Source organism: Klebsiella sp. MBT K-1, assembly GCF_002556465.1.
Taxonomy (GTDB): domain Bacteria; phylum Pseudomonadota; class Gammaproteobacteria; order Enterobacterales; family Enterobacteriaceae; genus Klebsiella; species Klebsiella grimontii.
The window spans coordinates 13,183-39,234 of record NZ_PDEL01000012.1 but is presented as its reverse complement, the minus strand read 5'-3'; the positions used below and the strand labels follow the sequence as shown (position 1 = coordinate 39,234).

General features: G+C 52.3%; 27 protein-coding genes and 1 pseudogene. 11 read left to right on the top strand and 17 right to left on the bottom strand.

Features of this window, described 5'->3' with window-relative positions; all coding sequences use genetic code 11:
• Nucleotides 1-79: 79 nt before the first annotated feature.
• The 5 genes from CMQ96_RS18575 to CMQ96_RS18555 form a co-directional block, all read right to left on the bottom strand.
• Nucleotides 80-622 (bottom strand): glycoside hydrolase family 108 protein, encoded by a 543-nt coding sequence (locus CMQ96_RS18575; protein WP_064410614.1) that lies wholly within the window; start codon nucleotides 620-622, stop codon nucleotides 80-82.
• Nucleotides 623-629: 7 nt separating this feature from the next.
• Nucleotides 630-902 carry a phage holin family protein gene (locus CMQ96_RS18570; RefSeq protein ID WP_024358358.1) on the bottom strand — a complete coding sequence of 91 codons (273 nt, stop codon included), beginning with the start codon at nucleotides 900-902 and terminating at the stop codon, nucleotides 630-632.
• Nucleotides 892-1,284: a phage holin family protein gene (locus CMQ96_RS18565; protein ID WP_004139178.1), complete on the bottom strand. Its 393-nt coding sequence runs from the start codon at nucleotides 1,282-1,284 to the stop codon at nucleotides 892-894. The genes CMQ96_RS18570 and CMQ96_RS18565 overlap by 11 nt, the downstream gene beginning before the upstream one ends.
• A gap of 76 nt (nucleotides 1,285-1,360) precedes the next feature.
• Nucleotides 1,361-1,723 (bottom strand): hypothetical protein, encoded by a 363-nt coding sequence (locus tag CMQ96_RS18560; protein ID WP_004139179.1) that lies wholly within the window; start codon nucleotides 1,721-1,723, stop codon nucleotides 1,361-1,363.
• 427 nt (nucleotides 1,724-2,150) lie between these two features.
• Nucleotides 2,151-2,852 (bottom strand): S24 family peptidase, encoded by a 702-nt coding sequence (locus CMQ96_RS18555; RefSeq protein ID WP_049090298.1) that lies wholly within the window; start codon nucleotides 2,850-2,852, stop codon nucleotides 2,151-2,153.
• Between the two features lie 458 nt (nucleotides 2,853-3,310).
• On the opposite strand from CMQ96_RS18555, the gene nifJ reads away from it, so the two are divergent.
• The 5 genes from nifJ (at nucleotide 3,311) to ttcA (ending at nucleotide 10,355) form a co-directional block, all read left to right on the top strand.
• Complete coding sequence (gene nifJ / locus CMQ96_RS18550; protein ID WP_004139184.1) at nucleotides 3,311-6,838, top strand: pyruvate:ferredoxin (flavodoxin) oxidoreductase; 3,528 nt, start codon at nucleotides 3,311-3,313, stop codon at nucleotides 6,836-6,838.
• A gap of 355 nt (nucleotides 6,839-7,193) precedes the next feature.
• The gene (gene ompC / locus CMQ96_RS18545; protein ID WP_098067134.1) at nucleotides 7,194-8,342 is read left to right on the top strand and encodes a porin OmpC; all 1,149 of its coding nucleotides are present in this window, start codon (nucleotides 7,194-7,196) and stop codon (nucleotides 8,340-8,342) included.
• Nucleotides 8,343-8,496: 154 nt separating this feature from the next.
• Nucleotides 8,497-8,709 carry a KTSC domain-containing protein gene (locus tag CMQ96_RS18540; RefSeq protein ID WP_004139189.1) on the top strand — a complete coding sequence of 71 codons (213 nt, stop codon included), beginning with the start codon at nucleotides 8,497-8,499 and terminating at the stop codon, nucleotides 8,707-8,709.
• An 82-nt stretch (nucleotides 8,710-8,791) separates the two neighbouring features.
• A complete protein-coding gene (gene uspF, locus CMQ96_RS18535; protein WP_004121089.1) occupies nucleotides 8,792-9,226 on the top strand; it encodes a universal stress protein UspF in 435 nt (144 codons plus the stop codon).
• Nucleotides 9,227-9,419: 193 nt separating this feature from the next.
• Entirely contained in the window at nucleotides 9,420-10,355 is a 936-nt protein-coding gene (gene ttcA / locus CMQ96_RS18530) for a tRNA 2-thiocytidine(32) synthetase TtcA (RefSeq protein WP_004139190.1), read from the top strand.
• A 43-nt stretch (nucleotides 10,356-10,398) separates the two neighbouring features.
• On the opposite strand, the gene dbpA is transcribed toward ttcA, so the two are convergent.
• The 4 genes and pseudogenes from dbpA to CMQ96_RS18510 form a co-directional block, all read right to left on the bottom strand.
• Nucleotides 10,399-11,772, bottom strand: coding sequence for an ATP-dependent RNA helicase DbpA (dbpA, locus tag CMQ96_RS18525; protein WP_098067133.1), 1,374 nt, complete (start codon nucleotides 11,770-11,772; stop codon nucleotides 10,399-10,401).
• Nucleotides 11,773-11,812: 40 nt separating this feature from the next.
• A pseudogene (locus CMQ96_RS29015) lies at nucleotides 11,813-11,977 on the bottom strand (hypothetical protein); the annotation flags it as partial.
• A 278-nt stretch (nucleotides 11,978-12,255) separates the two neighbouring features.
• On the bottom strand, nucleotides 12,256-13,239 hold the full coding sequence (gene zntB, locus CMQ96_RS18515; protein ID WP_004139195.1) for a zinc transporter ZntB: 984 nt from the start codon (nucleotides 13,237-13,239) through the stop codon (nucleotides 12,256-12,258).
• Between the two features lie 341 nt (nucleotides 13,240-13,580).
• Nucleotides 13,581-14,189: a helix-turn-helix transcriptional regulator gene (locus tag CMQ96_RS18510; protein WP_098067181.1), complete on the bottom strand. Its 609-nt coding sequence runs from the start codon at nucleotides 14,187-14,189 to the stop codon at nucleotides 13,581-13,583.
• A gap of 619 nt (nucleotides 14,190-14,808) precedes the next feature.
• Between CMQ96_RS18510 and CMQ96_RS18505 the strand changes: the two genes are divergently transcribed.
• On the top strand, nucleotides 14,809-15,552 hold the full coding sequence (locus CMQ96_RS18505) for a DeoR/GlpR family DNA-binding transcription regulator (protein ID WP_064342564.1): 744 nt from the start codon (nucleotides 14,809-14,811) through the stop codon (nucleotides 15,550-15,552).
• Entirely contained in the window at nucleotides 15,545-16,636 is a 1,092-nt protein-coding gene (locus CMQ96_RS18500) for an oxidoreductase (RefSeq protein ID WP_004139200.1), read from the top strand. The genes CMQ96_RS18505 and CMQ96_RS18500 overlap by 8 nt, the downstream gene beginning before the upstream one ends.
• Before the next feature lie 47 nt (nucleotides 16,637-16,683).
• On the opposite strand, the gene umuC is transcribed toward CMQ96_RS18500, so the two are convergent.
• Nucleotides 16,684-17,949 carry a translesion error-prone DNA polymerase V subunit UmuC gene (umuC, locus tag CMQ96_RS18495; protein WP_004139201.1) on the bottom strand — a complete coding sequence of 422 codons (1,266 nt, stop codon included), beginning with the start codon at nucleotides 17,947-17,949 and terminating at the stop codon, nucleotides 16,684-16,686.
• A complete protein-coding gene (umuD, locus tag CMQ96_RS18490) occupies nucleotides 17,949-18,371 on the bottom strand; it encodes a translesion error-prone DNA polymerase V autoproteolytic subunit (RefSeq protein WP_004139203.1) in 423 nt (140 codons plus the stop codon). Before umuD ends, umuC begins: the two co-directional genes overlap by 1 nt.
• Before the next feature lie 275 nt (nucleotides 18,372-18,646).
• On the opposite strand from umuD, the gene CMQ96_RS18485 reads away from it, so the two are divergent.
• The 3 genes from CMQ96_RS18485 (at nucleotide 18,647) to CMQ96_RS18475 (ending at nucleotide 19,667) form a co-directional block, all read left to right on the top strand.
• The gene (locus CMQ96_RS18485; protein ID WP_014229113.1) at nucleotides 18,647-18,841 is read left to right on the top strand and encodes a hypothetical protein; all 195 of its coding nucleotides are present in this window, start codon (nucleotides 18,647-18,649) and stop codon (nucleotides 18,839-18,841) included.
• A gap of 154 nt (nucleotides 18,842-18,995) precedes the next feature.
• Nucleotides 18,996-19,187 (top strand): hypothetical protein, encoded by a 192-nt coding sequence (locus CMQ96_RS18480; RefSeq protein ID WP_004139207.1) that lies wholly within the window; start codon nucleotides 18,996-18,998, stop codon nucleotides 19,185-19,187.
• Nucleotides 19,188-19,364: 177 nt separating this feature from the next.
• On the top strand, nucleotides 19,365-19,667 hold the full coding sequence (locus CMQ96_RS18475) for a PTS sugar transporter subunit IIB (protein WP_024358369.1): 303 nt from the start codon (nucleotides 19,365-19,367) through the stop codon (nucleotides 19,665-19,667).
• Between the two features lie 56 nt (nucleotides 19,668-19,723).
• On the opposite strand, the gene CMQ96_RS18470 is transcribed toward CMQ96_RS18475, so the two are convergent.
• From CMQ96_RS18470 to CMQ96_RS18450, 5 genes are all read right to left on the bottom strand, one after another.
• Nucleotides 19,724-20,287 carry a DUF1440 domain-containing protein gene (locus CMQ96_RS18470; RefSeq protein ID WP_024358370.1) on the bottom strand — a complete coding sequence of 188 codons (564 nt, stop codon included), beginning with the start codon at nucleotides 20,285-20,287 and terminating at the stop codon, nucleotides 19,724-19,726.
• 199 nt (nucleotides 20,288-20,486) lie between these two features.
• On the bottom strand, nucleotides 20,487-21,068 hold the full coding sequence (locus CMQ96_RS18465) for an outer membrane beta-barrel protein (protein WP_024358371.1): 582 nt from the start codon (nucleotides 21,066-21,068) through the stop codon (nucleotides 20,487-20,489).
• A gap of 125 nt (nucleotides 21,069-21,193) precedes the next feature.
• Nucleotides 21,194-21,823, bottom strand: coding sequence for a winged helix-turn-helix transcriptional regulator (locus CMQ96_RS18460; RefSeq protein WP_004139219.1), 630 nt, complete (start codon nucleotides 21,821-21,823; stop codon nucleotides 21,194-21,196).
• A 216-nt stretch (nucleotides 21,824-22,039) separates the two neighbouring features.
• Nucleotides 22,040-22,228, bottom strand: coding sequence for a cold-shock protein (locus tag CMQ96_RS18455; protein WP_071830654.1), 189 nt, complete (start codon nucleotides 22,226-22,228; stop codon nucleotides 22,040-22,042).
• Nucleotides 22,229-22,918: 690 nt separating this feature from the next.
• Nucleotides 22,919-23,824 (bottom strand): LysR family transcriptional regulator, encoded by a 906-nt coding sequence (locus tag CMQ96_RS18450; protein WP_004139221.1) that lies wholly within the window; start codon nucleotides 23,822-23,824, stop codon nucleotides 22,919-22,921.
• A 140-nt stretch (nucleotides 23,825-23,964) separates the two neighbouring features.
• Here CMQ96_RS18450 and CMQ96_RS18445 point away from each other — a divergent pair, with 140 nt between their 5' ends.
• A complete protein-coding gene (locus tag CMQ96_RS18445; protein ID WP_098067132.1) occupies nucleotides 23,965-24,894 on the top strand; it encodes an aromatic alcohol reductase in 930 nt (309 codons plus the stop codon).
• A 103-nt stretch (nucleotides 24,895-24,997) separates the two neighbouring features.
• Here CMQ96_RS18445 and CMQ96_RS18440 read toward each other — a convergent pair whose 3' ends face one another.
• Nucleotides 24,998-25,978, bottom strand: coding sequence for a nitronate monooxygenase family protein (locus tag CMQ96_RS18440; protein WP_098067131.1), 981 nt, complete (start codon nucleotides 25,976-25,978; stop codon nucleotides 24,998-25,000).
• Between the last annotated feature and the right edge of the window lie 74 nt (nucleotides 25,979-26,052).

Here is a 26,052-nt window from a genome sequence, read left to right as displayed (position 1 = left end):
GGGTTAAATCATTAGATGTATACATATTAAATTTCTCCAGATTTCGATTACTGAAATGATTAGATTAATAAAACAGAAACTACATAGATACTCGCGTTCGCAACCAGCCATAGATAAACGATTCATTGGCATCATTTCTTTCAGCCAGCTCCAGATAATACTGCCCTTGACTACAGTTTAATGCCCGTAACAGTACAAGCTCTCCTTCGTTTCCTCTGCGAATAAGATAATGGCTCAAGGCATTTAAAGTTCTGGGCCCTATTACACCATCGATCATAAGATCCGGATAAAATGCCCCACGATGATTAAACGCATTTAACCAGCGTTGAAGCCATTTACCGGGTAGAACAGGCCCCATATTAACCCCGGCATCACACAGTTTTTCAGCGATCGCGGTAGATATTTCAGCAACATGATCGAACCGGGGCGCAATCCAGTAGTCAGCGTTGAGAATATCCAGCGCCTGCTGGCGCGTCAGTTTTTGCATATCGCCATCATAACCATGAGCCCGCGCGGTGACTTGAGTAATCCCCCAGTTTGTCGGCCCACCGCTATCATCAGCATGATTTACATAACCGCCCTCCTTTTCCAGAATGGCATTAAAAATCTCATCTTTATTCATCTATTCCTCATTTATCGATTAAATGCGCGATATTCCCTCTCACCAGGAACACGGCAATAAAGACAAAAAAATTCACGGTAACAACCAACCAGTGGGTCGAGGTATACAAGCCGAAGAGATAACGAAACGGTATGCTGGCATAAGTGATGACCAGCAAATATGCCGTATACGATATCCATGGTCGATACCTTCGGTGCCGGACGCGCCGATAAAACATCAAGCTTAGGGTAATAAAAGCGCAGAGCGTTGCGTTTACCAGCGCGGGAAGATCATTTTCCATTCGGGCGCCCACTGTTGTTGCGGGTGAGTATTTTATACAGGTCGCTGAGATCCTGATTATTCAGAAAGGTAAGTATCTTAATAATCAGCGCCGATATCAGTACGGCACCTAACGCATCTAACGGTCTATCACTATATCCTGTCCAGATAGCCAACTTTGTCCCAATTAGCCCGGCGCCCAGGACACCAACAATGAAGGACGTCATAAAATAGGCCACTAGTCTAAAACGCGTTATATTAACCGCCGTCGCCACATAAAATACCGCGCCAGCAAACGCGCCAAATACAACGCCATAATCAATACCTGTCACCAGGCCAAACATACCGGCGCCCATTAATCCACCCGCAACAATTATCGACGTACCGGAAACAGGATCGGACATATACCCTCCCTTCTTTCACTATGAATAATGATGGTAAATAACGAAGCGCAGGGTCATTTTTCCTGGCACTGAGGCGTTACCTCGCCGTTACTTTCTTTCTTCTTTGCAAACCAAGCGCATAAATTGCCCTCTGACAGAGATAGCTGCCTGGTTCTATATAATCGTGTGCAAACTCGTGCTGATAAATAACGGTCGCTCGCACAATCTGTCGTTTATATTCCTCGCGCTGCCAGAAAATATCCTGCGCAACAAATTTAATCGGCAAAGCATCCTCAATACGGCTGGGCGTGTGGTGTCCTCCCTTTGCCTGAATCTGAGCGCGGGAAGGCGTGGGCCGGTGGATGAGATCGGAACTGAGGGTTTGCGGATTTTGTAAGTGGGCTCGCTGCGCGCGGCGTCGGCCGGCGGCGGAGCCATTAAACGCGGTTTTACGGGACATTGCGGTCTCCTTTAATGAGCTTTGGCGGTATGTACCCTTAATGGCTATACCCCAAAGCACATTGCGTCATGGCGCTGGCCTTTCAGCCACGTAGATTCCGTACGGAATCGTTGTATTTCATCATCAAGATGGTGCTGTACATCAGGTTGATGAAAAAAGAATACCTTAAGGTAACTTAAAAATAAATACCCATGGGTATACTTTATGGCGAATAAATCGCAATCCATTGAAAAATGAGAGATATTTTTTAACCTGTTGCCCAGCGACACCATTAAGAGCCGGAAAGGCCGAGGGAGCGCGCTGAACAGGGTGTGGCAGGGTTATGCGGGAAAAGACGCAGGTATGCCCGGCTTACACGCGGCATACCGGGTTAAAACTTATCGGCTGAACTCAGTACGAATGGCGACCTGCGTGGCAATGCACGCCTTTAAACGAAGCGTTTAACGCTGTGGCTATAAATCACGCGACCAATGATCTTCAGATACTGTTCATGGCTTTCGCCAATCGTCCAGTCTGCATATTTACTGTTATCCGAGTGAACAAGCAGGCCATCCGCCGTGAACTGAAGGCGCTTCACCAGCACCGCGCCTTTAAAGGAAAAGACGTAAATGCCGTCGCCTTCAAAGTAGTCTTTCGAGACATCGACAAAAATGTAGTCACCGGTCTCAATGGTGCCGGACATGCTATCGCCGGATACGGTGATCACCTTGATATGCTCTGCGGGCCTGTTACCAAAAAGCCGCAGCGCGCCGGCAGAGTCATAGGTGATACTGCTGACCGTTTCATCAACCTCGCTGGAGACAATGCAGCCCGGCCCGGCGCTGGCCTGGGCATCCAGAACCTCAATGACATATGGCATCTGTGGCGAATCCTCTACCGGTTCTCGCTCAATATCAATATTCCCGGTGATACCGTCCATCCATCCGCGGGGAAGATTGAACGAAGATTCAATAAGTTCGACCATCTCGTCAGCTATCCTTTTCTTTTGCTTTTTGCCTTCGGGGTAGAGCATTCTTGAGACGTAAGAAGGCTCCCGGCCAAGGGTTCGGGCCACATCAACGGCTTTGCCGCCGCATAAATTATCGCGGATATAGAGCAAGCGCTGCCGTCTGATTTCGTATTTATCCATCGCAAAGATTCTAACGCCATTTACCATCAGGTATCTAAAATATAGCAAAACCCAATTAAATTACCTATAGGTAATAAAAAACGGTCTGCTGCGGCTCCTTCGTCGCAGCGGAACCGCAACACTGCTACTTATGGAAAAATGACGCCATTGATTTTGGTGTAGGGTGTCGTTCATACGTGGACACCTATGTAATACGTTGAATTAATTTATCTGAACTATGGATTTTGTCGCTACTGGAGATCAAAAAATCATGTTCCTCCGGGGTCTATACTTAGACAGTAATTCGCAAACCCGGTCCCCCTGCCGGTAACCATGCAGGGAGAAACGAACTTTTACGCTACCGGTGAAATCGCGCCGATAGCGGTTGCGCAGAATGCAGAATAGATAAGCGAGTGCTCAGAAGGTATCAATGGGCATAAAAACATTTTTATCAAACATTTAGCAATGTGAGTATTGATATGATCACTATCGACGGTAATGGCGCGGTTGCTTCAGTCGCGTTTCGCACCAGTGAAGTTATCGCCATCTACCCGATTACGCCCAGCTCCACCATGGCGGAGCAGGCGGACGCCTGGGCCGGCAACGGGCTGAAGAACGTCTGGGGCGATGTTCCCCGCGTCGTCGAAATGCAGTCGGAAGCCGGGGCCATTGGCGCCGTACACGGCGCGCTGCAAACCGGCGCTCTCTCGACCTCTTTTACTTCATCGCAGGGTTTACTGCTGATGATCCCGACGCTGTACAAACTCGCCGGTCAGCTGATGCCGTTTGTGCTGCACGTCGCCGCACGCACCGTGGCAACCCACGCGCTCTCTATCTTTGGCGATCACTCGGACGTCATGGCCGTGCGCCAGACCGGCTGCGCGATGCTCTGCGCCAGCAGCGTCCAGGAAGCCCAGGATTTTGCGCTGATTTCGCATATCGCTACGCTGCAAAGCCGGGTGCCATTTATACATTTCTTCGATGGTTTCCGCACCTCGCACGAAATCAACAAAATCGCCCCGCTGGCGGACGATACCCTTCTCAGCCTGCTGCCGCAGGATAAAATCGATGAACATCGCCAGCGCGCCCTGAATCCCGAACATCCGGTAATCCGCGGAACCTCAGCTAATCCGGACACCTACTTCCAGTCGCGTGAAGCGACTAACCCATGGTACGACGCGGTTTACGAACACGTTGAAACGGCGATGAACGATTTTGCCGCCGCCACCGGGCGTCAGTACAAACCGTTTGAGTTCTACGGACATCCGCAGGCCGAGCGCGTTATCGTGATTATGGGCTCCGCAATCGGCACCTGTGAGGAAGTGGTTGATGAACTGCTGAGCCGCGGAGAAAAAGTCGGCGTGCTGAAAGTTCGCCTTTACCGGCCCTTCTCCGCCGCGCACCTGCTGGACGTTCTGCCGGAAAGCGCCCGCGCCGTGGCGGTCCTCGATCGCACCAAAGAACCGGGCGCCCTGGCTGAACCGCTGTATCTCGACGTGATGACCGCGATGGCGGAAGCCTTTAACCGCGGCGAGCGGGAAACGCTGCCGCGTACCATTGGCGGCCGCTACGGTCTCTCATCAAAAGAGTTCGGACCGGAGTGCGTGCTGGCGATTTTCAACGAACTGAGCGCCGCCAAACCCAAGCCGCGCTTTACCGTTGGCATCTACGATGACGTCACCAACCTTTCCCTGCCGCTGGTAGAAAATACCCTACCGTCGGAGGCGAAGCTGGAAGCCCTGTTCTACGGCCTCGGCAGCGACGGCAGCGTCTCGGCCACCAAAAACAATATCAAGATTATCGGTAACTCGACGCCATGGTTCTCGCAGGGCTATTTCGTCTATGACTCGAAAAAAGCCGGCGGCCTGACGGTCTCTCACCTGCGCGTCAGCGAGAAGCCGATTCGTTCTTCCTATCTTATTTCGCAGGCCGATTTCGTCGGCTGCCACCAGCTACAGTTTATCGACAAGTATCAGATGGTTGAGCGCCTGAAGCCCGGCGGTATTTTCCTGCTCAATACCCCATACAGCGCCGAAGAAGTCTGGTCGCGCCTGCCGCAGGAAGTCCAGGCCACGCTGAATCAGAAAAAAGCGCGGTTTTATATCGTTAACGCGGCCAAAATCGCCCGCGAGTGCAGCCTTGGCGCGCGCATCAACACCGTTATGCAGATGGCGTTTTTCCATCTGACGCAGATCCTGCCGGGCGATAGCGCGCTGGCGGAACTGCAGGGCGCGATTGCGAAAAGCTACAGCAGTAAAGGCCAGGAACTGGTCGAACGCAACTGGCAGGCGCTGGCCCTGGCCCGCGAGTCGCTGGCGGAAGTGCCGTTACAGCAGGTCGATGCCAACAGCCCGAACCGCCCGCCGGTCGTCTCCGACGCCGCGCCGGATTTCGTCAAAACCGTGACCGCCGCCATGCTGGCCGGACTCGGCGATGCGCTGCCGGTTTCCGCCCTGCCGCCGGACGGTACCTGGCCAATGGGCACCACCCGCTGGGAAAAACGCAATATCGCTGAAGAGATCCCTATCTGGAAGGAAGAGCTTTGCACCCAGTGCAACCACTGCGTTGCCGCCTGCCCGCACTCGGCAATCCGCGCGAAAGTGGTCTCCCCGGACGCGATGGAAAGCGCCCCGTCCAGTCTGCACTCCCTGGACGTTAAATCCCGCGATATGCGCGGCCAGAAATACGTTCTGCAGGTCGCGCCGGAAGATTGCACCGGCTGTAATCTGTGCGTCGAGGTTTGTCCGGCAAAAGATCGGCAGAACCCAGAGATCAAGGCCATCAATATGATGTCGCGCCTTGAACATGTCGAAGAAGAGAAAGTGAACTATGACTACTTCCTTAATCTGCCGGAAATGGACCGCAGCAAGCTGGAACGTATCGATATCCGCACTTCGCAGCTGATCAGTCCGCTGTTCGAATACTCCGGCGCCTGCTCCGGCTGCGGCGAAACGCCGTATATCAAGCTACTGACTCAGCTCTACGGCGACCGGATGCTGATCGCCAACGCCACCGGCTGTTCATCGATTTACGGCGGCAATCTCCCTTCCACGCCGTACACCACCGATGCCAACGGCCGCGGGCCGGCGTGGGCCAACTCGCTGTTCGAGGATAATGCCGAATTTGGCCTTGGCTTCCGCCTTACCGTCGATCAGCATCGTCAGCGCGTCATGCGTCTGCTATCGCAGTTCGCCGATAAACTTCCGCCCGAACTTAACGATGCGCTGCACGCGGAGGCAACGCCTGAGGTACGCCGCCAACAGGTGGCCGAGCTGCGCAAGGTGCTGGCAAATGAAGAAGGTGCGAAGGAACTGTTAATCGACGCCGACGCGCTGGTCGAGAAATCTATCTGGCTGATCGGCGGCGACGGCTGGGCCTACGATATCGGCTTCGGCGGTCTCGACCACGTGCTGAGCCTGACCGAAAACGTCAATATTCTGGTGCTCGATACCCAGTGTTATTCCAACACCGGCGGCCAGGCATCGAAGGCTACCCCGCTGGGTGCGGTGACTAAATTTGGCGAGCACGGCAAGCGCAAGGCGCGCAAAGACCTTGGGGTCAGCATGATGATGTACGGTCATGTTTATGTGGCGCAGATTTCCCTTGGCGCGCAGCTCAACCAAACGGTAAAAGCGATTCAGGAAGCGGAAGCGTATCCGGGGCCGTCGCTGATTATTGCCTACAGTCCTTGCGAAGAACACGGTTACGATCTGGCGCTAAGCCACGATCAGATGCGCCAGCTGACCGCGACCGGGTTCTGGCCGCTGTATCGCTTTGACCCGCGTCGTGCCGATGAAGGTAAACTTCCGCTGGCGCTGGACTCCCGTCCGCCGTCAGACGCGCTGGCGGAAACGCTCCTGAACGAACAGCGCTTCCGTCGCCTGAACGCGCAGCAGCCGGAAGTTGCGGAGCAGCTATGGAAAGATGCGACCGCGGATCTACAAAAACGCTATGACTTCCTGGCGCAGCTGGCCGGTAAGGCGGAAAAACCCACCAGCGAAAGCTAATTCGCTGCCGTTTTTATCAGCGCATAAAAAAAGCCCGAATATTCATTCGGGCTTGTCGCTTTACCGCTCAATAAAAACCATTCTCAGGAACGGAGGGTAATATAAATTCTTGAATGACAATAAAAGGCATATAACGAGCGGATAATACGATACTAAAATCGATATGTATAATTTTTATTTTGTATATTTCCCACCAAATCATTCATTATAATTATCATCATTTCATCTGAATTATTTATTTTAGATTTTACTCATATCGTAACAATTGATACTTACCATATCTCTATTTGCTCCTTTAGCATGAGTTCACTTCCCAGGAGGAAGCTAAAACAAAAACCGTTAAAGGATTGTCCAAATGAAAAGAAAAGTACTGGCCCTCGTTATTCCGGCATTATTAGCTGCTGGCGCTGCTCATTCTGCTGAAATTTATAATAAAGACGGAAATAAACTGGATCTCTATGGCAAGGTAGACGGTCTGCATTATTTCTCCGATGATTCATCGAAAGATGGCGATCAATCCTACGTCCGTCTTGGCTTCAAAGGCGAAACCCAGATTAACGATCAGCTGACCGGCTACGGTCAGTGGGAATATAACGTTCAGGCGAACAATACCGAAGGCGCTGACAACCAGGCCTGGACCCGTCTGGCATTTGCTGGTCTGAAATTCGCTAACTACGGTTCATTCGACTATGGCCGTAATTACGGCGTACTGTACGACGTAGAAGGCTGGACCGATATGCTGCCAGAATTCGGCGGCGACTCCTACACCCAGGCCGATAACTTTATGACCGGCCGCGCTAACGGCGTTGCAACCTACCGTAACAATGACTTCTTCGGTCTGGTTAACGGCCTGAACTTCGCCCTGCAGTATCAGGGTAAAAATGAAAATCAGTCCGGTGATGAAAATCAAGAAGGCACCGCCAACAATAATGGTCGCAACGTCAAAAACTCTAACGGTGACGGATTTGGCCTCTCCTCCTCCTACGATCTGGGTATGGGCGTGAGCATCGCAGCGGCCTATAGTTCTTCTGACCGTACCAATGAGCAGACCCATTATTCTACAGCCGGTGGCGATAAAGCCGATGCCTGGACCGCAGGTTTGAAATATGATGCCAACAATATCTACCTGGCAACCATGTATTCAGAAACCCGTAATATGACCCCATATGGTAATAACAGCGATACTATTGCCAACAAAACGCAAAACTTTGAAGTGACGGCTCAATACCAGTTCGATTTCGGTCTGCGTCCGGCTATCTCCTACCTGCAGTCTAAGGGTAAGGATTTGGTTATGCAGGGCAATGCTGCTAACCCGGCAGGAAATACCGGTGACAAAGATCTGGTTAAATATGTCGACATTGGCGCGACTTATTACTTCAACCGTAATATGTCTACCTACGTTGATTACAAAATCAACCTGCTGGATGAAGACGATAGCTTCTATTCTAACAACGGCATCTCTACGGATGACGTCGTCGCGTTAGGTCTGGTTTACCAGTTCTAATGTCCGGGCCCGCTGGCAACGGCGGGCTTTGTCTTCCCCTCCCGGCGATCGACTGCATTCAAAGCAAAACAATATATCGATTACCTTAAAATAATCGTCCGTTAAATGATATATTGCTCCCTAGAATTGCCGTAGCCGTAAGAGGACGCCCGCCATGCACCATCACCCCGTAACATCATCCCGAATCACCTCCGTCGCCTATGATGAATCCGCCGGCATTCTTGAAATCCGCTTTCGCGATAACCAAACGCTGCAGTATATCGGTGTCCCGCCGCGCATTTTCCGCGACTTTCTGCTGGTGGTTTCTAAAGGCCGTTTTTACGATGGCGTCATTAAAGGAAAATTTACCGAACGCCGCTGCGCCTGATGACGAAAGTGTGATTGCGCGCAATGTACAATAATCGTCTGGATGACCTACACTTTAAGTGGTTACTTAAACAGGAGGTTTTATGAACAGAATGATTCTTGTGCCCATCGATATTTCTGATACAGAATTAACCGATCGCGTTATCAAGCATGTTGAAGCTGAAGCCAGAATCGATGATGCCGAGGTGCATTTCCTGACCGTCATTCCCTCCCTTCCCTATTACGCTTCGCTGGGAATGGCCTACACCGCAGAGCTGCCGGCGATGGATGACCTCAAAGCCGAATCGGAATCGCGGCTCAAAGAGATTGTGAAAAAGTTTAATATCCCCGAAGACCGTATCCATTTTCACGTTTCAGAGGGCTCGCCGAAAGATAAAATCCTTGCTATGGCGAAGTCTCTCCCCGCGGACCTGGTGATTATCTCTTCGCACCGTCCCGATATCACCACCTACCTGCTGGGCTCTAACGCCGCCGCCGTTGTCCGTCATGCGGAATGTTCGGTGCTGGTTGTGCGTTAAACCGACTCTGCCCGCCGCCGTGCGGGCTTTTTGTCTTTTCCCCCGCCGGGCTTATTTAACCTTAAATGTGCTGACATTCCCTTCGCTAATCCGTACCATACACGCCACATGCTACGCACCAGCAGAATGCCACAACCATGCTGGCAGAACGCGTGCGCTTCTGATGCCACATTATGAATTGAGCCATTATTAAATGCTGCAAAATCAAGAAATTAGCAAGAAAGAAAAATACAACCTCGACAAATTGCAGAAGCGCCTGCGCCGTAACGTCGGCGAGGCGATCGCCGATTTTAATATGATTGAAGAAGGCGACCGCATCATGGTTTGCCTCTCCGGCGGTAAAGATAGCTACACCATGCTGGAGATTTTGCGCAATTTGCAAAAAAGCGCGCCAATCTCTTTCTCACTGGTGGCGGTCAACCTCGATCAAAAACAGCCGGGCTTCCCGGAGCATATTCTGCCGGAATATCTTGAGCAGCTGGGCGTGGAATATAAGATTGTTGAAGAAAATACCTACGGCATCGTTAAAGAAAAAATTCCGGAAGGTAAAACCACCTGCTCGCTCTGCTCCCGTCTGCGCCGCGGCATTCTTTACCGCACCGCTTCTGAGCTAGGCGCAACCAAAATCGCCCTGGGCCACCACCGCGACGATATCCTGCAGACCCTGTTCCTGAACATGTTCTACGGCGGGAAGATGAAAGGTATGCCGCCGAAGCTGATGAGCGACGACGGTAAACATATCGTGATTCGTCCACTGGCCTACTGCCGGGAAAAAGATATTGAGCGCTTCTCCCAGGCGAAAGGTTTTCCGATCATTCCGTGCAACCTGTGCGGTTCGCAGCCCAACCTCCAGCGCCAGGTGATTGCCGATATGCTACGCGACTGGGATAAACGCTATCCTGGGCGCATCGAAACCATGTTTAGCGCGATGCAGAACGTGGTGCCTTCCCATCTTAGCGACGTTAACCTGTTCGATTTTAAAGGCATTCATCACGGTTCTGCGGTGATTGACGGCGGCGACCTGGCGTTCGATCGTGAAGAGATCCCAATGCAGCCGGCCGGCTGGCAGCCGGAAGAGGATGACGCGCAGCTGGATGAACTGCGCCTGAACGTGGTGGAAGTAAAATAACGTCTTGCGTCTCAGGCGCGCGCCTGAGACGCCTTTGTCGCGCTTATTTCAGCAAACGAACCCGGCAGGCCTTACCTTTAATCTTCCCGTTTTGCAGCTGCTTAAACGCTTTATGCGCTACGCCCTGGCGCACGGCTACGTAGACATGCGCCGGATGAACGGCAATCTTGCCGATGTCCGCGCCATCAAGGCCGATATCACCGGTCAACGCCCCCAACACATCGCCCGCGCGCATCTTCGCTTTTTTACCGCCATCAATGCACAGCGTGGCCATCTCTGCCTGCAGCGGCACAACAGTGCTATTCGTCGGCCCGTTCATCCAGTTGAGCTTCATTTGCAGCATTTCGGCAAGAATATTCGCGCGCTGCGCCTCTTCCGGTGCGCAGAGGCTAATCGCCAGACCGCTTTCACCGGCGCGAGCGGTACGACCAATGCGGTGCACGTGAACCTCCGGGTCCCAGGCCAGCTCATAGTTCACCACCAGCTCGAGCGACTTAATATCTAACCCGCGGGCGGCAACGTCGGTCGCCACCAGCACGCGCGAACTCCCGTTAGCAAAGCGCACCAGCGTCTGGTCGCGGTCGCGCTGTTCAAGATCGCCGTGCAGCGACAGAGCGCTCTGTCCGGCGGCGTTTAGCGAATCGCAGACAGCTTGACAATCCTTTTTGGTATTGCAGAACACCACGCAGGAAGCGGGCTGATGCTGGCTCAGCAGCTTTTGCAACAGCGTGATTTTACCGTGTTGCGAAGTTTCAAAAAACTGCTGTTCGATAGCCGGCAGCGCATCAACAGCATCAATTTCAATGGTCTGCGGGTTGTTCTGCACGCGGCCGCTAATCGCCGCGATCGCTTCCGGCCAGGTGGCGGAAAACAGCAGCGTCTGGCGCGAAGCCGGCGCAAAGCGGATCACTTCATCAATGGCGTCGCTAAACCCCATATCCAGCATGCGGTCCGCTTCGTCCATCACCAGGGTTTGTAGCGCGTTCAACGACACGGTGCCCTTTTGCAGGTGATCGAGCAAGCGCCCCGGCGTGGCGACGATAATATGCGGCGCGTGCTGTAGCGAGTCGCGCTGGGCGCCAAAAGGCTGGCCGCCGCAGAGGGTTAAAATTTTAATATTTGCCAGAAAGCGCGCCAGGCGACGCAGCTCACCGGCGACCTGATCCGCCAGTTCGCGGGTCGGACACAGCACCAGCGACTGCGTCTGGAACAGCGAGGCGTCAACGTGCTGGAGCAACCCGAGGCCGAATGCCGCCGTTTTACCGCTGCCGGTTTTTGCCTGCACGCGGACATCTTTACCCGCAAGAATCGCCGGCAAAGCCGCCGCCTGAACTGGGGTCATCGAAAGATACCCTAGTTCATTCAGATTAGTGAGCTGGGCGGCGGGCAAAACATTCAGAGTTGAAAAAGCGGTCACAATTATTTCTCGCATTACATTTAGGGGCGGACAATCTGCTGGCGCGTATCGTCGCAGATCTCCGCTCCCGATGCGACAATTTAATCGGCTCATCGTCAGGCGGTGGGTCGGGTAACGGGCGCGGGCGGGGTTTAGGATCGTGGACCGGTACGGGATCGTTAGGTTCCGGCGGAATGGGGATTGAGTTCAGCGGATGAATAGGCATATTGACTCCCGGTTATGGGCGGGTACACCAGTTAAGCGTAGAAGCTGAGAAACAGAGCGCAAAAAAAAAGCCGACTCATTAAAGTCGGCGTCGTACGAATCAATTGTGCTATGCAGTAATTCAAAAAAGGAAGTAAGACAATATGGAGCGCAACGCCCATCGCTTGACGTTGCATTCACCTGCGAGAGAGATATTGCCCTGAATGGGTAGACGGTTTATTGATTTCGCTCAAACATTGCCGGGTTTTCATCATCATCACCGCGCCAAAAGGCGATTCTTTACAACCATTTACTACGATGCAACCACCATGTAACACCCCCAATGAGAACGACTAACATTATGCAGAAAATAGAAAAACCCATATGCCAGCTATTGCCGGGAATGCCGCCGAGGTTGACGCCAAAGAGTCCGGTTAAAAAAGTGCTGGGTAGAAAAACCATGGCCATCAGCGACATCGTATAGGTTCTACGTGATAGCGACTCCTGCATAATTTGCGCGATTTCATCGCTCATAATCGCCGTGCGGGCGATGCAGCTATCAATCTCATCCAGACCTCGCCCCAGACGTTCGGCAATATCCTGCATCCGTCGCCGATGGTCGTCCGTCATCCACGGCAGACGCTCGCTGGCAAGCCTTGCATACACATCACGCTGCGGCGCCATATAGCGGCGCATGACGATAAGCTGTTTACGTAACAGCGCGAGGAAACCGCGCGGTGGGACCTGCTGATCCAATAAATCATCTTCCAGATCGATAATCCGGTCGTGAAGCTGCTCGATAAACTCGCTGGCGTGATCGGTTAGCGCATCGCAAACATCCACCAGCCAGCCGCCGCCGTCAATCGGGCCGTTGCCCTCACGCAAATCGCCGAGCACATCATCCAGCGCCAGGACTTTGCGCTGCCGGGTGGAGACAATCAAACGCTCGTCCATATAAAGACGCATCGCGACCAGCTGGTCCGGGCGCTCATCGGTACTGCCGTTAATACAGCGCAGCGTGATTAATGCCCCATCGCCAATTCTCGTCACTCGCGGGCGAGTGCTCTCGCCGGCCAGCGCATCGCGCACGTTATTGGGCAGCAGCGGCGTTGATGCCAGCCATTCCGCGCTATCAACATGGGTATAGTTGAGATGCAGCCAGCAAGGATGCTCTTTATCAATGGTGTCACTATCGACCAACGGCTTTACGCCGCCCTGCCCGTCGAACACCCATGCAAAAACGGCATCCGGCACGTTCAGTTCCGATCCCTTAATGGCGTCCACTGGACCTCCGTTAACTCATGCACATTTCCGTAGTCTAGCCTTACGCGACGGTTACGCAAGAGCTAATCAGGGCATGCTGCTGAATTCACTGGCGAAAAGCGAGGAGTCTGAAAAAAGAACCCGCCGGCGGCGGGTTGTGGATGTACTTTGCAATACTGTGTCTAACCTGCATTATTAGCCGCCGCCAGACGCTGGGCTGACGGGAGGGCAGGCTAGCAGGAGCCGTTCATTTTTTCTCTTCTGCGTATTGACGAGCGTTGTCATGCAAATGAGTACACATGCTTTTTTCCTCCATTTTAGTAAGCAAAATAAGAATAGAGCGATATTGCCGCTTTGCAAGTTTAACCGTGACCTTTAGCGCTATTCAGATAGCGCAGCAATAGCAGCAGGTCTAAATCGTTGCGTAGATGAAATTTAGACATAATCAGGCGCTTGTGTGCAAAAACCGTTTTATTGCAAAGCGAAAGTTTTCGGGCAATCGCGTTCACCGTTAACCCCTGATAGATTGCCGCCGCGATAATTCGCTGCTGTGGGGATAGTTTCCTCTGCGGGCAACGCTCGCATCGCAACACCGATTTTTCTTCCGCTGACGGTGGAGGCAGAATCCATGAGAGTTTAATTTTCGCCATAACCTGAGAGATTTTCTCATCGCGCCCAACAAAGACGATCTCTTTCAGACAGAGCGGCAAAGCGGCTCTTCCCCGTCGGTTTCGCCTGGCAACCAAACCAATCAGCAATCCCGGTTTCCGATTTAACAACTCGGGATGACATACGAATTCTGCTCCGCGGCATAAATCCAGCACGACCACATCAGCATCCTGCACGATCCGTTCATTAAGCGATGTGGCACATTGCGTAGATAATGCGTACTCCGGGAAGAGGCCCTGTAATATAAAGTGCAATCCTAAATTAAAAAACTGATTATTATTTTTAATGACGATATTCAACATCGACTTAGCCTGCTGAAGAAAGTAAATCAAGTATTATCCAGACAGCTAACGATACGCAGAGTACCGCTATCGTCGTTTTACAAAACACGATATAAATAAACATTATTTTTCGACCTGAGAACTGGCGCCCCACTAAATTTAAGCAGAAATAGCGTTCTGGCGCGGCGAATCAGCCCCGGCTAATTAAAATCGACCCGCCCCGTTGTGGATTACCCTCCCTCGCCTTGACTAAAAAAGAGATATTGCAAAAACGTTATATCATTCATATGGATATATTTATGCTCGCCGGAGCGTCGCCACTAAAGCTGGCTTACGATCAAGCATCGTAAAAACCCACGCTATTACGGCTGAATTGAATTTTCATCTAAACACACTCATTAACTCAAGTTATTTTTCGGTGTCATTTTAGACTATTCATAGCTTGCCTTGTTGCTCCTCTCAGCGGTTATTGGCTGGCAGAGGGGCGGACTCCCCTGCGGAGAAATGGGAGAGTGGCAAACCATCCCGCGAAAGCATTCAACAAAACGTCACCTTCTGTGGGGCATCACGTTCGGCGCATTTCTTTTTGCGCAAAATGCTGTATTATGCGATTTATTGCAGCATTTTGCGGGTTTAGATTATGCACAAAACGGCCAGACAGAAATATCTAATTGATATTCTTAGCGAAAAAGGCCAGGTCACGATCAGTGAGCTGGTCGATAACCTGCAAGTTTCTGCAGATACGCTGCGCCGCGATCTCAGCGACCTCGAGAAACAGGGGCTGGCCCAGAAAAACCACGGCGGCGCTATCGCGCTCAATCTCTCCAGCATGAATCGCCAGAACAGGAATACGCTGCTACCGGATATCAAGCAGCGCTTAGGTAAAATGGTGGCGGAGAAAATCCCCAGCGGATCCACGCTGTTCCTTGACGCGGGGAGTACCGTGTTGGCCGTCGCCGCTCAGATACAGGGCCCAATGACGGTTATCACCACCTCTTTGGATATCGCCCAGCACTTCAGCGCGCGTCCGGATATTCAGCTTATTTTGCTGGGGGGAAAATGGGATATGCAGCAGCGCCTGTTTGCCGGTAGCGCTACGGTTTCGCTGCTGGAACGCTATCGGGCGGATATCGCTATTCTCGGCGCCTGCGCGCTCCATGCCGATCTCGGCCTCAGCGCCAGCCAGGAAGCGGACGCCGAAGTTAAGCGCGCCATGCTGGCGGCCAGCGCGGAACATTGGCTGGTGGCCGATCATATGAAACTCAACCACTGCGAGCCCTGGCTGGTTGCCGGACTCGCCGACATCCATCAGCTCTTTCTTGACCGGCCATGGGAAGAACTGAAGGATAACGGCTCAATACAACTCACTATCGCTGATGCTTAAGAACGCGGAGATGCTTATGACTAACGGTAAGAACATTAATATTGCCCTGATTGGCTACGGCTTCGTCGGCAAAACTTTTCATGCTCCGCTGCTCCAGTCCGTCGACGGCCTGAATCTGGCGATTGTCGCCTCGCGCGATGAAGAGAAAGTGAAACGTGACCTGCCAAACGTCACCGTCATCGCATCGCCTGAAGAGGCCATCCAGCATCCGGATATCGATCTGGTGGTCATCGCCTCTCCTAACGCAACCCATGCTCCGCTTGCCCGTCTGGCCTTAAACGCCGGTAAGCACGTCGTCGTCGACAAACCCTTTACTCTTGATATGCAGGAAGCCCGCGAACTGATTGCGCTCGCGCAAGAGAAACAGCGGGTGCTGTCGGTGTTCCATAACCGCCGCTGGGACAGCGATTATCTGGCAGTGAAGCAGGTTATCGAACAGGGGCTCATCGGCAACGTGAAACATTTTGAATCCCATTTTGACCGCTTCCGCCCGGAAGTACGCGTCCGCTGGCGGGAGCAGAACGTACCGGGCAGCGGCCTGTGGTTTGATTTAGGCCCGCATCTGATCGACCAGGCGCTGCAGCTGTTCGGCCTGCCGCAGTCGGTGCAGGGAAACATCGCCACTCTGCGTGAAGGCGCGGAGATCAACGACTGGGCGCACGTGGTGCTGAACTATCCGCAGCACAAAGTGATTTTGCACTGCAGCATGCTGGTCGCGGGTGGCGTATCGCGCTTTACCGTCCATGGCGATAAAGGCAGCGCCGTCAAACAACGCGCTGACCAGCAGGAGAGCCAACTGCTGGCGGGCGTGGTTCCGGGCAGCGAAAGCTGGGGCGCGGACGACGATAGCCTGGTGGTGTTTGACGCAGACCTGCGCGCCAGTGAAATCAGCGCGCCACGAGGCGATCAGCGCCAGTACTATATTCACGTCCGCGACGCGCTGACCGGCAAAATCAACAATCCGGTATCGCCATTAGAGGCGCTCGCCGTGATGGCGGTGCTGGAAGCGGCAGCGCAATCCGCCGAGAGCGGTACAACGCAAACGCTCGCGCTGACCGCAGATGAACTGGCGGGTCTGCAATAAGCGCCGCGCAATATGTCTGAGGGGTTGTCGCCCCCTTTAATGCCAGCCTACAGTTTCACCCGCAGCAAATCGCTGAGCCGGGTGGTGTAGGCTGGCGACAGCATCTGCCGCTTCATCTCCCAGCTGCGCTCTATCCCCTGCCCGGCAAACCAGAGCCGGCCTTTTTCACGTCGGTTAACAGAATCAAGAACCGTCATCAGCCGTTCGCTATTCGCGCGCGGCCGATAGTCGTCAAACAGGCCTAACTGCGCCACCCCCTGGCTAAAGAAATCGCCCAGCATCACGCCGCACTTTTGATATCGGTATCCCTCTCGCCAGATGGCGTCCAGGCATTTTAGCGCCGCCGCGATGATATCCCGGCTATCCTGGGTCGGGATGTGGATTTCCGTGCCGGCATCATTGCCGTAATAGACTTCATTACCCGCAAACGGACTGGTCTTCACAAAAACGGAAACATAGCGGCAGAACTGATGCTCCGCGCGCAGCTTCTCGGCGGCACGGACCGCATGGCTGCATACGGCTTCGCGCATCGACTCGTATTCGCTCACCTTCTGACTGAATGAACGCGAGCAGATAATTTGCTGTTTAGTCGGCATATACTCTTCCTGCTCAAGGCAGGGCTCGCCTCTCAGCTCCCGCACGGTGCGCTCCATCACGACGCTGAAATGTTTTCGGATAAGCGAAGCGGGCGTCTCGGCCAGCTGAAGCGCCGTGTTGATCCCCATCTCATTGAGCTTTTTCGCGATGCGGCGCCCTACTCCCCAGACCTCGCCGACGACCACCTTCTCCAGCAGCTTTTTCTGCCTGACCGGTGAGGAGAGATCGACCACGCCCTCGAATTTTGGCCACCTTTTGGCCGCATAATTAGCCAGCTTAGCCAGCGTTTTCGTCGGCCCGATCCCCACCCCCACCGTCAGGCCGGTACACTGGAGTAATGTACTACGCACATGGCGACCAAATGACTCAAGCTCCTCAGAACGATGGATCCCGGTCAAATTCACGAACGCTTCATCAATAGAATATTGATAAACCGCGGGGGCCAGCTCTTCGAGAATTGTCATGACCCGACGGGACATATCGCCATATAGGGCATAGTTGCTGCTAAACACCGCCACCTGATGGCGCTCAAACTGTGATTTCACTTTGAAATAGGGTGCGCCCATTGGAATCTCCAGCCGTTTAGCCTCGTGATTCCTGGCGATGACGCAGCCATCGTTGTTGCTCAACACCACCACCGGACGCCCGCGTAAATCAGGGCGAAAGGCCGTTTCACAGCTGGCATAAAATGAATTCACATCGACCAGGGCAAACATCAGCGGAGCCTGTTGATACTGAAAGTAACGACACCAAAAATCTCCAGCGCCTCACCGTCGTTGTGCAGCACAATGGGTGGAAAATCCGGATTCATCGGCAAGAGTTGCATGATGGGGTGCGTACAGAGGCGTTTAACCGTGTACTCGCCGCCGACGGAGGCGATGATGATATCACCATGCTTCGCTTTCAGGCCGCGGTCCACCACCAGCAGTGTGCCTTCATAAATGCCGGCATCAACCATTGACGTGCCCGTCGCCATGACAAAATAGGTCGCCGCGGGATGGCTGATACAAAGCTCATTGAGATCGATCCCCTTCTCAATGTAATCCTGCGCGGGGCTGGGAAAGCCGCAGGGAACAAGGTCGCTAAACAGCGGAATCGACACGATCTTTCGCCATTCAACCGGTTGATAAAACATCATATTAGATTCACCCGTGATAATACTGTATTTATATACAGTATCAATAGTTCATCCGAGTTTTTCAAGTCGCCCGTCTGAGATTGATGCGAAGACGTTGAAGTTGCGCTGAATTTTGCATCCGGGTTTGCATAGGGCGCCTTCCCCGTACGTATTACAGATGGTTTTGTACTGCATGCTGGAAATTTCCGCTAATTGGGAGGAGGATAGAATCCGTTGATGCGTACTTTGCTCATAGCCTGTTGTGGTCCACCCGACATACTGAACCGGAGATTCATATGTATTACACGTTAGGAGACAAAACTCTCCACTTTTATCGCTATCAGTGCCGCTTTTATGTCGCTCATTGGGACGGAGGGCACGTGATGACGGAGAAGTTCAAGCCGTTTATTGCCTCAATCACCGAGAAAACCGGCATTGAGGCAAAGAACGTTGAGGCGGCGGCGCGGGACTACTTCAATAACGTCGACTGATATTGTACGCCATACCATCGCTATCAGCTTATTCGCATAGCGATGGTAACGATGGGCGATCGGCAGAAAGCGCAAAAAAGCCGTGTCACGCGATCGTAAAACAAAGCCTGTAGGATAAGCCCGGACGCCACCAGCGCTAAAACGAGGTGAAGAGATGGGAACAGTTAAAGCCAGCAATCTGGAACAGGCAAAGCAGCTTCTGCAGTCCGGCGACGCCATTAAACTCGAACTGGATTTCGAGCTCGACTCTGATGAATTTTTTAATTTTGCTATCGAGTACTGTACGAATGGAGCGAAGCTTACGCGAGCCGGCGATCGCTTCCTGATTTCACGTAAAAAAAAGTAGCCTGAGCGTTATCCCCGCCATTCACAGCATCACAGGGGCATTCGTTTTTAGCGCCTGTGATGCTCGCCAGCAGAATAAAAATATCCGCATAAATTAACCTGGAATATTGATACATCGCGCATTTTCGTTGCCGAGGGAGGAATAATGTAGCTGCGGTATCTTACCGAGGGTTAAACCGTGAAAAAACTATTAATATGCTGTTTGTTTGGCGAAACGGCAGGGATTATTGCTCGTAGAATGCAAAAAATTGCTGACGATCGGCAACTGGATTTATTAATCAGCGCCGTTGGGGTTGAAAACTTCTTTAGCGTCGCTCCGGCTTATGATGCCGTGCTGGTTGCCCCGCATATCCAGTATAAGGTCGAGCAGTTCACTCGCGCACCGCATGCACCACAAGACATTGCCGTTATTGAAAGCTTGCCCTATGCCTCATTTGATGGTGAGAAGATCCTTAACTTCGCCCTGAATACGCTGCTGTAATCTCTTTGCTGCCCGGCCAAAAGAACCCGCGACAGCACGGGTTCTTTGGAGATGAATTATCTGAACGGCGCGTCAAGAGGTACTTCGGCGTCAGGTTCATGGGTAATGCGGTTACGAAGATCGCGACGAATCATCTCAATGGCCCAGAACCAAAAAATATGCCCCAGCAATTCCGAAATATACTCATCGGCAGGAATATTCAATAAAGAAGGCGTCAGCCCCAGTAGCGGAAATGAGATCCAGTGAACGGCGATGGTGGCGACAATCCCCGCCCATGCTCCCTGCCATAATTTCACTTTCGGAAAGACTTCCGCGACGACACAATAACCAACGGCAAACACCAGCGAGAATATAATATGTGTGACCATCACCGGATTGATGATGTGTTCGGAGAAAGTATATACCGTATGCGTTGGGTCAATTCCCAGATAGTCGCGTAAGAAAAGATAAGGCGGGTTAAACTCATCTCTGCCGCCGGAGAAAGTACGCGGCGGTAATGGAACTTCAGCCCCCCATTTAACAAACGCCGACATAATTCCGGCAATCACCCCGACAAATAGCGCTACGCCATAACGACGTCGGGCGGGTGTTGTTTGTATAAAGAAATCCTTAATCGCCATAAAAATCACCATTAATTTATTACATTTATTTTCCCTGTGTCATATTTAAGGGCATTGGCGATTATCAACATTGATCGCGATCACACTTTTCTCAGGTGCCATGACGACCCATTATATACTGTCATTATGACCATAGGTCTACTACCAGCAGATAAAGAGCCCCTTTTATTCAAAGGAGGCTCCTTCCGGGACGATGCTTTTATTGCCCAAAACGGTAACTGATGCCCGCCATCATGGAGCTAACGTCGCTGCTCACGCCAATTTGATTTTCGTTACCCACATTGTTGACCCACTGGTACTCCAGACGTCCCGACCATCTGTCATTAAAGGCATATTCGGTACCGAAAGCCAGTACCGGGCGCACGCCGGTATCAAATCGATTTTTTCCATTCACATCGGATTCCGCGCGATAGCCCATCAGCCCTGCCCGGCCGTAAAGATCCCAGTCGCTGGTCAGGCTATAGCTGGCCTTCAACGAAAGCTGTAGCCCCTGACTTTTCATTTGCGAACCGGATGCGCCATGGCGACCATTAATGCCCATATTGCCTAAATAGTCATAGCCACCTTCAACCGCCAGCCAGGGGTTAATCTGATAGCCGGTAAACACACCGCCGCCGACGTTATCGCGGTCGACATCGACTTGCCGATCGGTGCTGGAATCGCCGTAGTGCGACCAGCCAAATTTAGATCCCGCGTACCAGGTTCCTGTCTCCGCAGCAGCAAAAGCGGCCGTCGCCGTAAAAGCATGAGCAATAATTAACGTAATAAGCGTCTTTTTCATAATCATCTCGTTGTCGACCCGTTGTCGAATAAATGTCATCGTCAAAAATTAAGTGGGCCTACAATAAAATATTAACGCCGCGCTGATAATCGTTTTCTTATTTAATTTTGGACAACCCGCCAGACTTAAAACCGCTCGGGTAATTTATTCACGCCAATCAAATACCCCCCGCGTTTAAACGTAATATAGTTACCACTTTTTAACGCCGATAATACGTTTAATACACTGCTACGTGATAAGTGTGTACGCTCCTGAATATAATCCAGAATAGATATGCGCATCCGCGTCTCTTCGGGAAGCTGCCCCATCTCCTGCAAATGGTTGCGAATAACGGCGTAGGTCCGCTGCTGGACGACTAATGCATCACGATAGAAAAGATAAGCCGTGTGGTACGACAACAATGAGGCGACATCTTCCCAGACGCCATGCTGGCGAAAGGTTTCCATCGCCTTTTGCGCATCAACGCGCAGTATTGTCGACTCGGTTTCCGCCCGCAGCTGATGGCCGCGTACCGGCTGGATCATCTCGGCAATACCAAACAGATGCGGGTGGTAAACCGTGACAATCAGCAGACCGTCCGAGGCTCTGAGGATAGAAAGCTCTCCGTTGAGGAAAAGGTACAGCTGCGGTTGATTTTTATGCGTCCAGGTCATACGTTTTCGCGGCACGACGATCATTTTTTCGGCTATTGGCGTCAGGAGCGCCGTTAAACGCTGGATACTCTCTTCCGGGCGGACGGGCGGTAGGATATGCATAGAAATACCTGATTAGTTCTGGTTTAAAAATTATAGAACGCAACAAGATTTCCGTAAGAATTGCGTGACTACGCATTTACTCACATCTGCAAAGACAAGAAAAGTCCGGCCTGATTTAAATTTAAACAAACTAAAAAGCTGCCCGCAGGCAGCCCGATCGAAATGGTAATAACGCTTACGATTCAGATATCAAAGGCCCTTTTCGAGGGCCCGATCTTACTTCCGTAACTCAAGCGATGCTGAGTTTCTGGAAATATGCGCTGCGATATTATCGAATGTAATCATCGCGGATTTACAAAAAATGCATTTCGCGCCAAACGGATTTTTTTCAGAAACATCGTAGGTGGATGTTCTGTACTGCGACCCATGACAGCATGGGCATCTGAAATGAATGTGGTCAATCATGATGTTAGCCTCTTTTTGCTACAACATTCTCTACCGCAGGGACATTTAGCCATATTTCACAGAAAACGCCTTCCCGGCTTTTCTGTAACAGCGTAAAAACGCTGCTCTGAATGGTTGAGAATAACAATGACATCATTGTCATTACTGCTTATAGATACCTCTGAAGCGCACTTCAGACTGAATTCTATTACTGCACCAGCGATTTTTTAATGTTGTTCGTTTCTTAGTTTGCCCTAGGGCACGTAATGTTCGGTAGATTTCAATAAAATAATCTTGTGCTATTGGGATAACGCTATCTCTTATGCACTTTTGCACGCTAAACGGAAGATTCCGGGCCTACCCCTTCTCTATCGCCGTTTGCCGGTTTGTGAACCTGTCTACTCGGGTTTAGACCGTCATCGTTGTCGCAGGTTCAAAAAACTTTAAAATTATTCGCTTCACAGAGCTTAATTAATCACGATAGGGAGAGTCTAAAGAAGGATTATCTATGGATAACGCTTGAGATGAGAACTGCTTCACTAAACCGTTTATTACTGGATCTGTGTAGTAAATCGACCTGCTATTAATCACATAGATGACGATCGATAGCAAGCTTTATTTTCAGCGCTACCGCGAACGGATGGTCATAGCATAAAGACGTTTCCGCGGCCCTCGCCGGCTGGGCGCAGATAAAAAAGCCATGCCGCGAAATTAGGCCTCCTCGGCCGCCTGCTGCAAAACCACTTTGCTCCAGGCATAAAACGCGCGAACCGCAGGAGGAAGGTACCTATTTTGCGGATAAACCAGCGAAAGCGGTAAAGCACAAGAGACGTTATCCAGACAGGCAACCAGCTCGCCGCTGCGCAGGTACGGCCTGGCCAGATAGCTGGCGACGCGGATTAACCCAAGTCCTTGTATTGCGGCCTGTATGTAGGCGTCCGTATCATCGACGACCAGGGTCTCTTTCATGCGGATCGCGTAATCCTCCTCAGCAAGCGTGAAAAACCACTCGATGGTTCTGCCGGTGCGGTGATCCAGATAGCCAACAGCGCGATGCCTTTCCAGATCACCGAGCGTTTCCGGCTGACCATAAGCGGCAATATAGGCCGGAGAGGCCAGAACCCGCCATGAAAAGTTGGCGAGCGGCCGGGCAACCAGGGTCGTTGAATCGTCGATCCTGCCCGCGCGGATCGCGCAGTCATACCCTTCCTGAATGATGTCCTCCACGCTATCGCTTGAGCAAAGTATCAGCTCCAGACCAGGATGCTGCTGCAGAAAGGCCGGGAGCCTGGGGATAATACTCTGCCGCGCAAGGGACTGCGGCATGCCGACTTTGAAACGGCCTCTGGGCCGCGCGGACCGCCCGGGGAAAGAGGACTCCAGCGTGGCGATCTCAGCCAGAAGCCTTTTGCACTCGGCATAATAGTGGCGGCCGTCAGGCGTAACGCTAAGCTTGCGGGTCGTACGCTGTAAAAGCTGAATCCCCAGGTATGCTTCAAGCGTCTTAATCACCCGCGACACCGTAGAGCGCGGCAGCCCAAGCGCCTCCGCCGCTCTGGCGAAACTATGCGTATCCACCACACACATATAGACCTGCATTGATTCCAGCTTATCCATCTTTCCCCGTAAGGCATCTCGTGATTATTCCATTTCTACGAACAGTCTAACTTATCCCCGCGTACTTATCGAATCAGGCTCGTCGGCCTAAGCTTCATCCAAAGCTCGTAATACCGTGATTAAATGAATAAGGAGTCAAAATGGAAGAGCATAATGTCGCTACAGATGAAAAAATATTGGTGCTGGGAGCGGGACAACTCGGGACCGCCGTGCTCGACTCGCTGGTGCCGGCGGTCATTCAACGGAATGGCGCTGTCAGCGTTATCGTGTCGCCCGACTCGTGGGATGCGCGGGGAAAACTGCGCTCCACGGCTCATCAAAAACTGGCCGACAGGGGGGCGGAATTTATCGCCGTCGACGTTGCATCCAGTACGCCAGCCTCGCTAAAAGACCTCTTTGCGAATTTTGCTACCATCATCAACTGTATGGGATTTGTCGCTGGGGCGGGTACGCAGATAAAAATTACCCGGGCGGCGCTGGAGGCCAGGGTGAAACGTTATTTTCCCTGGCAGTTTGGGGTGAATTACGATGCGGTCGGAAAAGGTAGCGGCCAACCCGTGTGGGACGAGCAGTATGACGTCAGAACGTTATTACGCGCTCAGACCGCCACGGAATGGGTGATTATTTCAACCGGCATGTTTACCAGTTTTCTTTTCGAGCCGGCGTTCGATGTGGTCAATTTATCCCAAAATACCCTCAACGCGCTCGGGGGATGGGATACGCAAATCACCGTGACGTCACCTGCGGATATTGGCCGCCTGACCACCGCCATTTATTTGTTTGAACCCCGATTAATCAATGAAGTGGTCTTTGTCGCCGGAGAAACGACCTCTTATGGAAAACTGGCGGACACCGTTGAGCGCGTAACAAAGCGAACCTTTACCCGGCAGGTATTTACCCTGCCCACGCTACTGGAACAGCTGCGTATGAAGCCGGACGATCGGATGCTTCGCTATCGCGTCGCCTTCGCACGCGGAGATGGGATGTGGTGGCCGATGAGTGAAACCTGGAATGTACAAAATAATATTCCAACCCAGGATATTGAATCCTGGCTTAGAAGCGTTATTTAACCCATTTTCTTTCACAGGACATCATTGCGATGAGAATGGCTATCATCAGCACATAAGCCATCCTCATAGTATTAAGTGCGAGCGAGGCTCTTTTGCCCCGCTCTCAGTCCACGGTTAAGGCATCGACCACTTCTGCTACGCTTTTGACGCTGCGGATGTTGCCGATCCCCGTGCCGAGCGAGATATAGCCTTCATCAGCGTTGCCTTCCAGCATGCCGATACGCAAACCGCGTAATCCCCCCATGGCTTCGCCGAGCGCCTCGCGGCTGGCGCCGGCTTTATCCATCGACACCAGTTTTTCGGCCAGCCTGCCCGGCAGCGAGCGATAGTAATGCGGCAGCGTGCGGAAAAGCCGCAAATCAAGGCCATTGGCGGCAATAATTCTATTTTTGACCGAGGCTGGCACTCTGCTTTCTTCCGTCGCGATAAAAACCGAACCGGCAAATATCCCTTCCGCGCCGAGCGCGTGCGCTGCTCTGGCGGTACGATGGTCGGTAATACCGCCCGCGGCCATCACCGGAATGCGCTTCACCGCATCGGCGATCAGCGGCACAATTGAAAAGGTTCCCAGCGCGGTGCCCGGCAATGTCCCTCCTTCATCAAAGCCGGTCGCGACGATGATATCGGCGCCAGCGGCTTCAGCAAGGCGGGTATTTTCAGGCGTCGGATTGATATCACGGTAAATAACAGCAATACCCGCCTCTTTTAATTCGTTGAACAGCGCCGGTATGAGCGCCCCTTCGCCGTAACCGGTATACACCACGGCCCTGACGCCCTCTTCTTTTATCACCTGCAGAATAGGCGGGGTCCAGATATCATTTTCAGGCGTTGGGATCAGGTTCACGCCGAAAGGCTTTTCGGTCAGCCGTTTGGTTTTGCGGATCTCTTCGCGCATTTTTTCAGCGGTTTCTTCCGGCGTGGAAACCGCGGTCTCAGCGGATAAACCGGCATTGGGCCCCAGCACGCCAAGCCCGCCGGCATTGCTGACGGCGGCGACTAAACGGGCATCGGTCAGCCACGATAGCGGCCCCTGAATCACCGGTTTTTCTATATTCAGGATCTGACAGATACGGTTATTTTTCATGGTGCAATATCCTTCACAATAGCGCTATGGCGCGGTTCATTTTCTTTGTGGAAGGAGTGTAGGCCGTTACATTG

Excerpts from the sequence above, each read along its gene's own strand:
- CMQ96_RS18510 (WP_098067181.1), bottom strand. The coding sequence starts at position 14,189 with ATGTTGAATATCGTCATTAAAAATAATAATCAGTTTTTTAATTTAGGA.
- CMQ96_RS18470 (WP_024358370.1), bottom strand. The coding sequence starts at position 20,287 with ATGGCGATTAAGGATTTCTTTATACAAACAACACCCGCCCGACGTCGT.
- CMQ96_RS18540 (WP_004139189.1), top strand. The coding sequence starts at position 8,497 with ATGCACCATCACCCCGTAACATCATCCCGAATCACCTCCGTCGCCTAT.
- ompC (WP_098067134.1), top strand. The coding sequence starts at position 7,194 with ATGAAAAGAAAAGTACTGGCCCTCGTTATTCCGGCATTATTAGCTGCT.
- CMQ96_RS18460 (WP_004139219.1), bottom strand. The coding sequence starts at position 21,823 with ATGCATATCCTACCGCCCGTCCGCCCGGAAGAGAGTATCCAGCGTTTA.
- CMQ96_RS18455 (WP_071830654.1), bottom strand. The coding sequence starts at position 22,228 with ATGATTGACCACATTCATTTCAGATGCCCATGCTGTCATGGGTCGCAG.
- CMQ96_RS18445 (WP_098067132.1), top strand. The coding sequence starts at position 23,965 with ATGGAAGAGCATAATGTCGCTACAGATGAAAAAATATTGGTGCTGGGA.
- ttcA (WP_004139190.1), top strand. The coding sequence starts at position 9,420 with ATGCTGCAAAATCAAGAAATTAGCAAGAAAGAAAAATACAACCTCGAC.
- CMQ96_RS18485 (WP_014229113.1), top strand. The coding sequence starts at position 18,647 with ATGTATTACACGTTAGGAGACAAAACTCTCCACTTTTATCGCTATCAG.
- CMQ96_RS18465 (WP_024358371.1), bottom strand. The coding sequence starts at position 21,068 with ATGAAAAAGACGCTTATTACGTTAATTATTGCTCATGCTTTTACGGCG.
- CMQ96_RS18440 (WP_098067131.1), bottom strand. The coding sequence starts at position 25,978 with ATGAAAAATAACCGTATCTGTCAGATCCTGAATATAGAAAAACCGGTG.
- CMQ96_RS18555 (WP_049090298.1), bottom strand. The coding sequence starts at position 2,852 with ATGGATAAATACGAAATCAGACGGCAGCGCTTGCTCTATATCCGCGAT.
- uspF (WP_004121089.1), top strand. The coding sequence starts at position 8,792 with ATGAACAGAATGATTCTTGTGCCCATCGATATTTCTGATACAGAATTA.
- CMQ96_RS18505 (WP_064342564.1), top strand. The coding sequence starts at position 14,809 with ATGCACAAAACGGCCAGACAGAAATATCTAATTGATATTCTTAGCGAA.
- CMQ96_RS18560 (WP_004139179.1), bottom strand. The coding sequence starts at position 1,723 with ATGTCCCGTAAAACCGCGTTTAATGGCTCCGCCGCCGGCCGACGCCGC.
- CMQ96_RS18575 (WP_064410614.1), bottom strand. The coding sequence starts at position 622 with ATGAATAAAGATGAGATTTTTAATGCCATTCTGGAAAAGGAGGGCGGT.
- umuC (WP_004139201.1), bottom strand. The coding sequence starts at position 17,949 with ATGTTTGCCCTGGTCGATGTGAATTCATTTTATGCCAGCTGTGAAACG.
- CMQ96_RS18450 (WP_004139221.1), bottom strand. The coding sequence starts at position 23,824 with ATGGATAAGCTGGAATCAATGCAGGTCTATATGTGTGTGGTGGATACG.
- nifJ (WP_004139184.1), top strand. The coding sequence starts at position 3,311 with ATGATCACTATCGACGGTAATGGCGCGGTTGCTTCAGTCGCGTTTCGC.
- CMQ96_RS18565 (WP_004139178.1), bottom strand. The coding sequence starts at position 1,284 with ATGTCCGATCCTGTTTCCGGTACGTCGATAATTGTTGCGGGTGGATTA.
- umuD (WP_004139203.1), bottom strand. The coding sequence starts at position 18,371 with ATGATGTTTTATCAACCGGTTGAATGGCGAAAGATCGTGTCGATTCCG.
- CMQ96_RS18500 (WP_004139200.1), top strand. The coding sequence starts at position 15,545 with ATGCTTAAGAACGCGGAGATGCTTATGACTAACGGTAAGAACATTAAT.
- CMQ96_RS18480 (WP_004139207.1), top strand. The coding sequence starts at position 18,996 with ATGGGAACAGTTAAAGCCAGCAATCTGGAACAGGCAAAGCAGCTTCTG.
- CMQ96_RS18570 (WP_024358358.1), bottom strand. The coding sequence starts at position 902 with ATGGAAAATGATCTTCCCGCGCTGGTAAACGCAACGCTCTGCGCTTTT.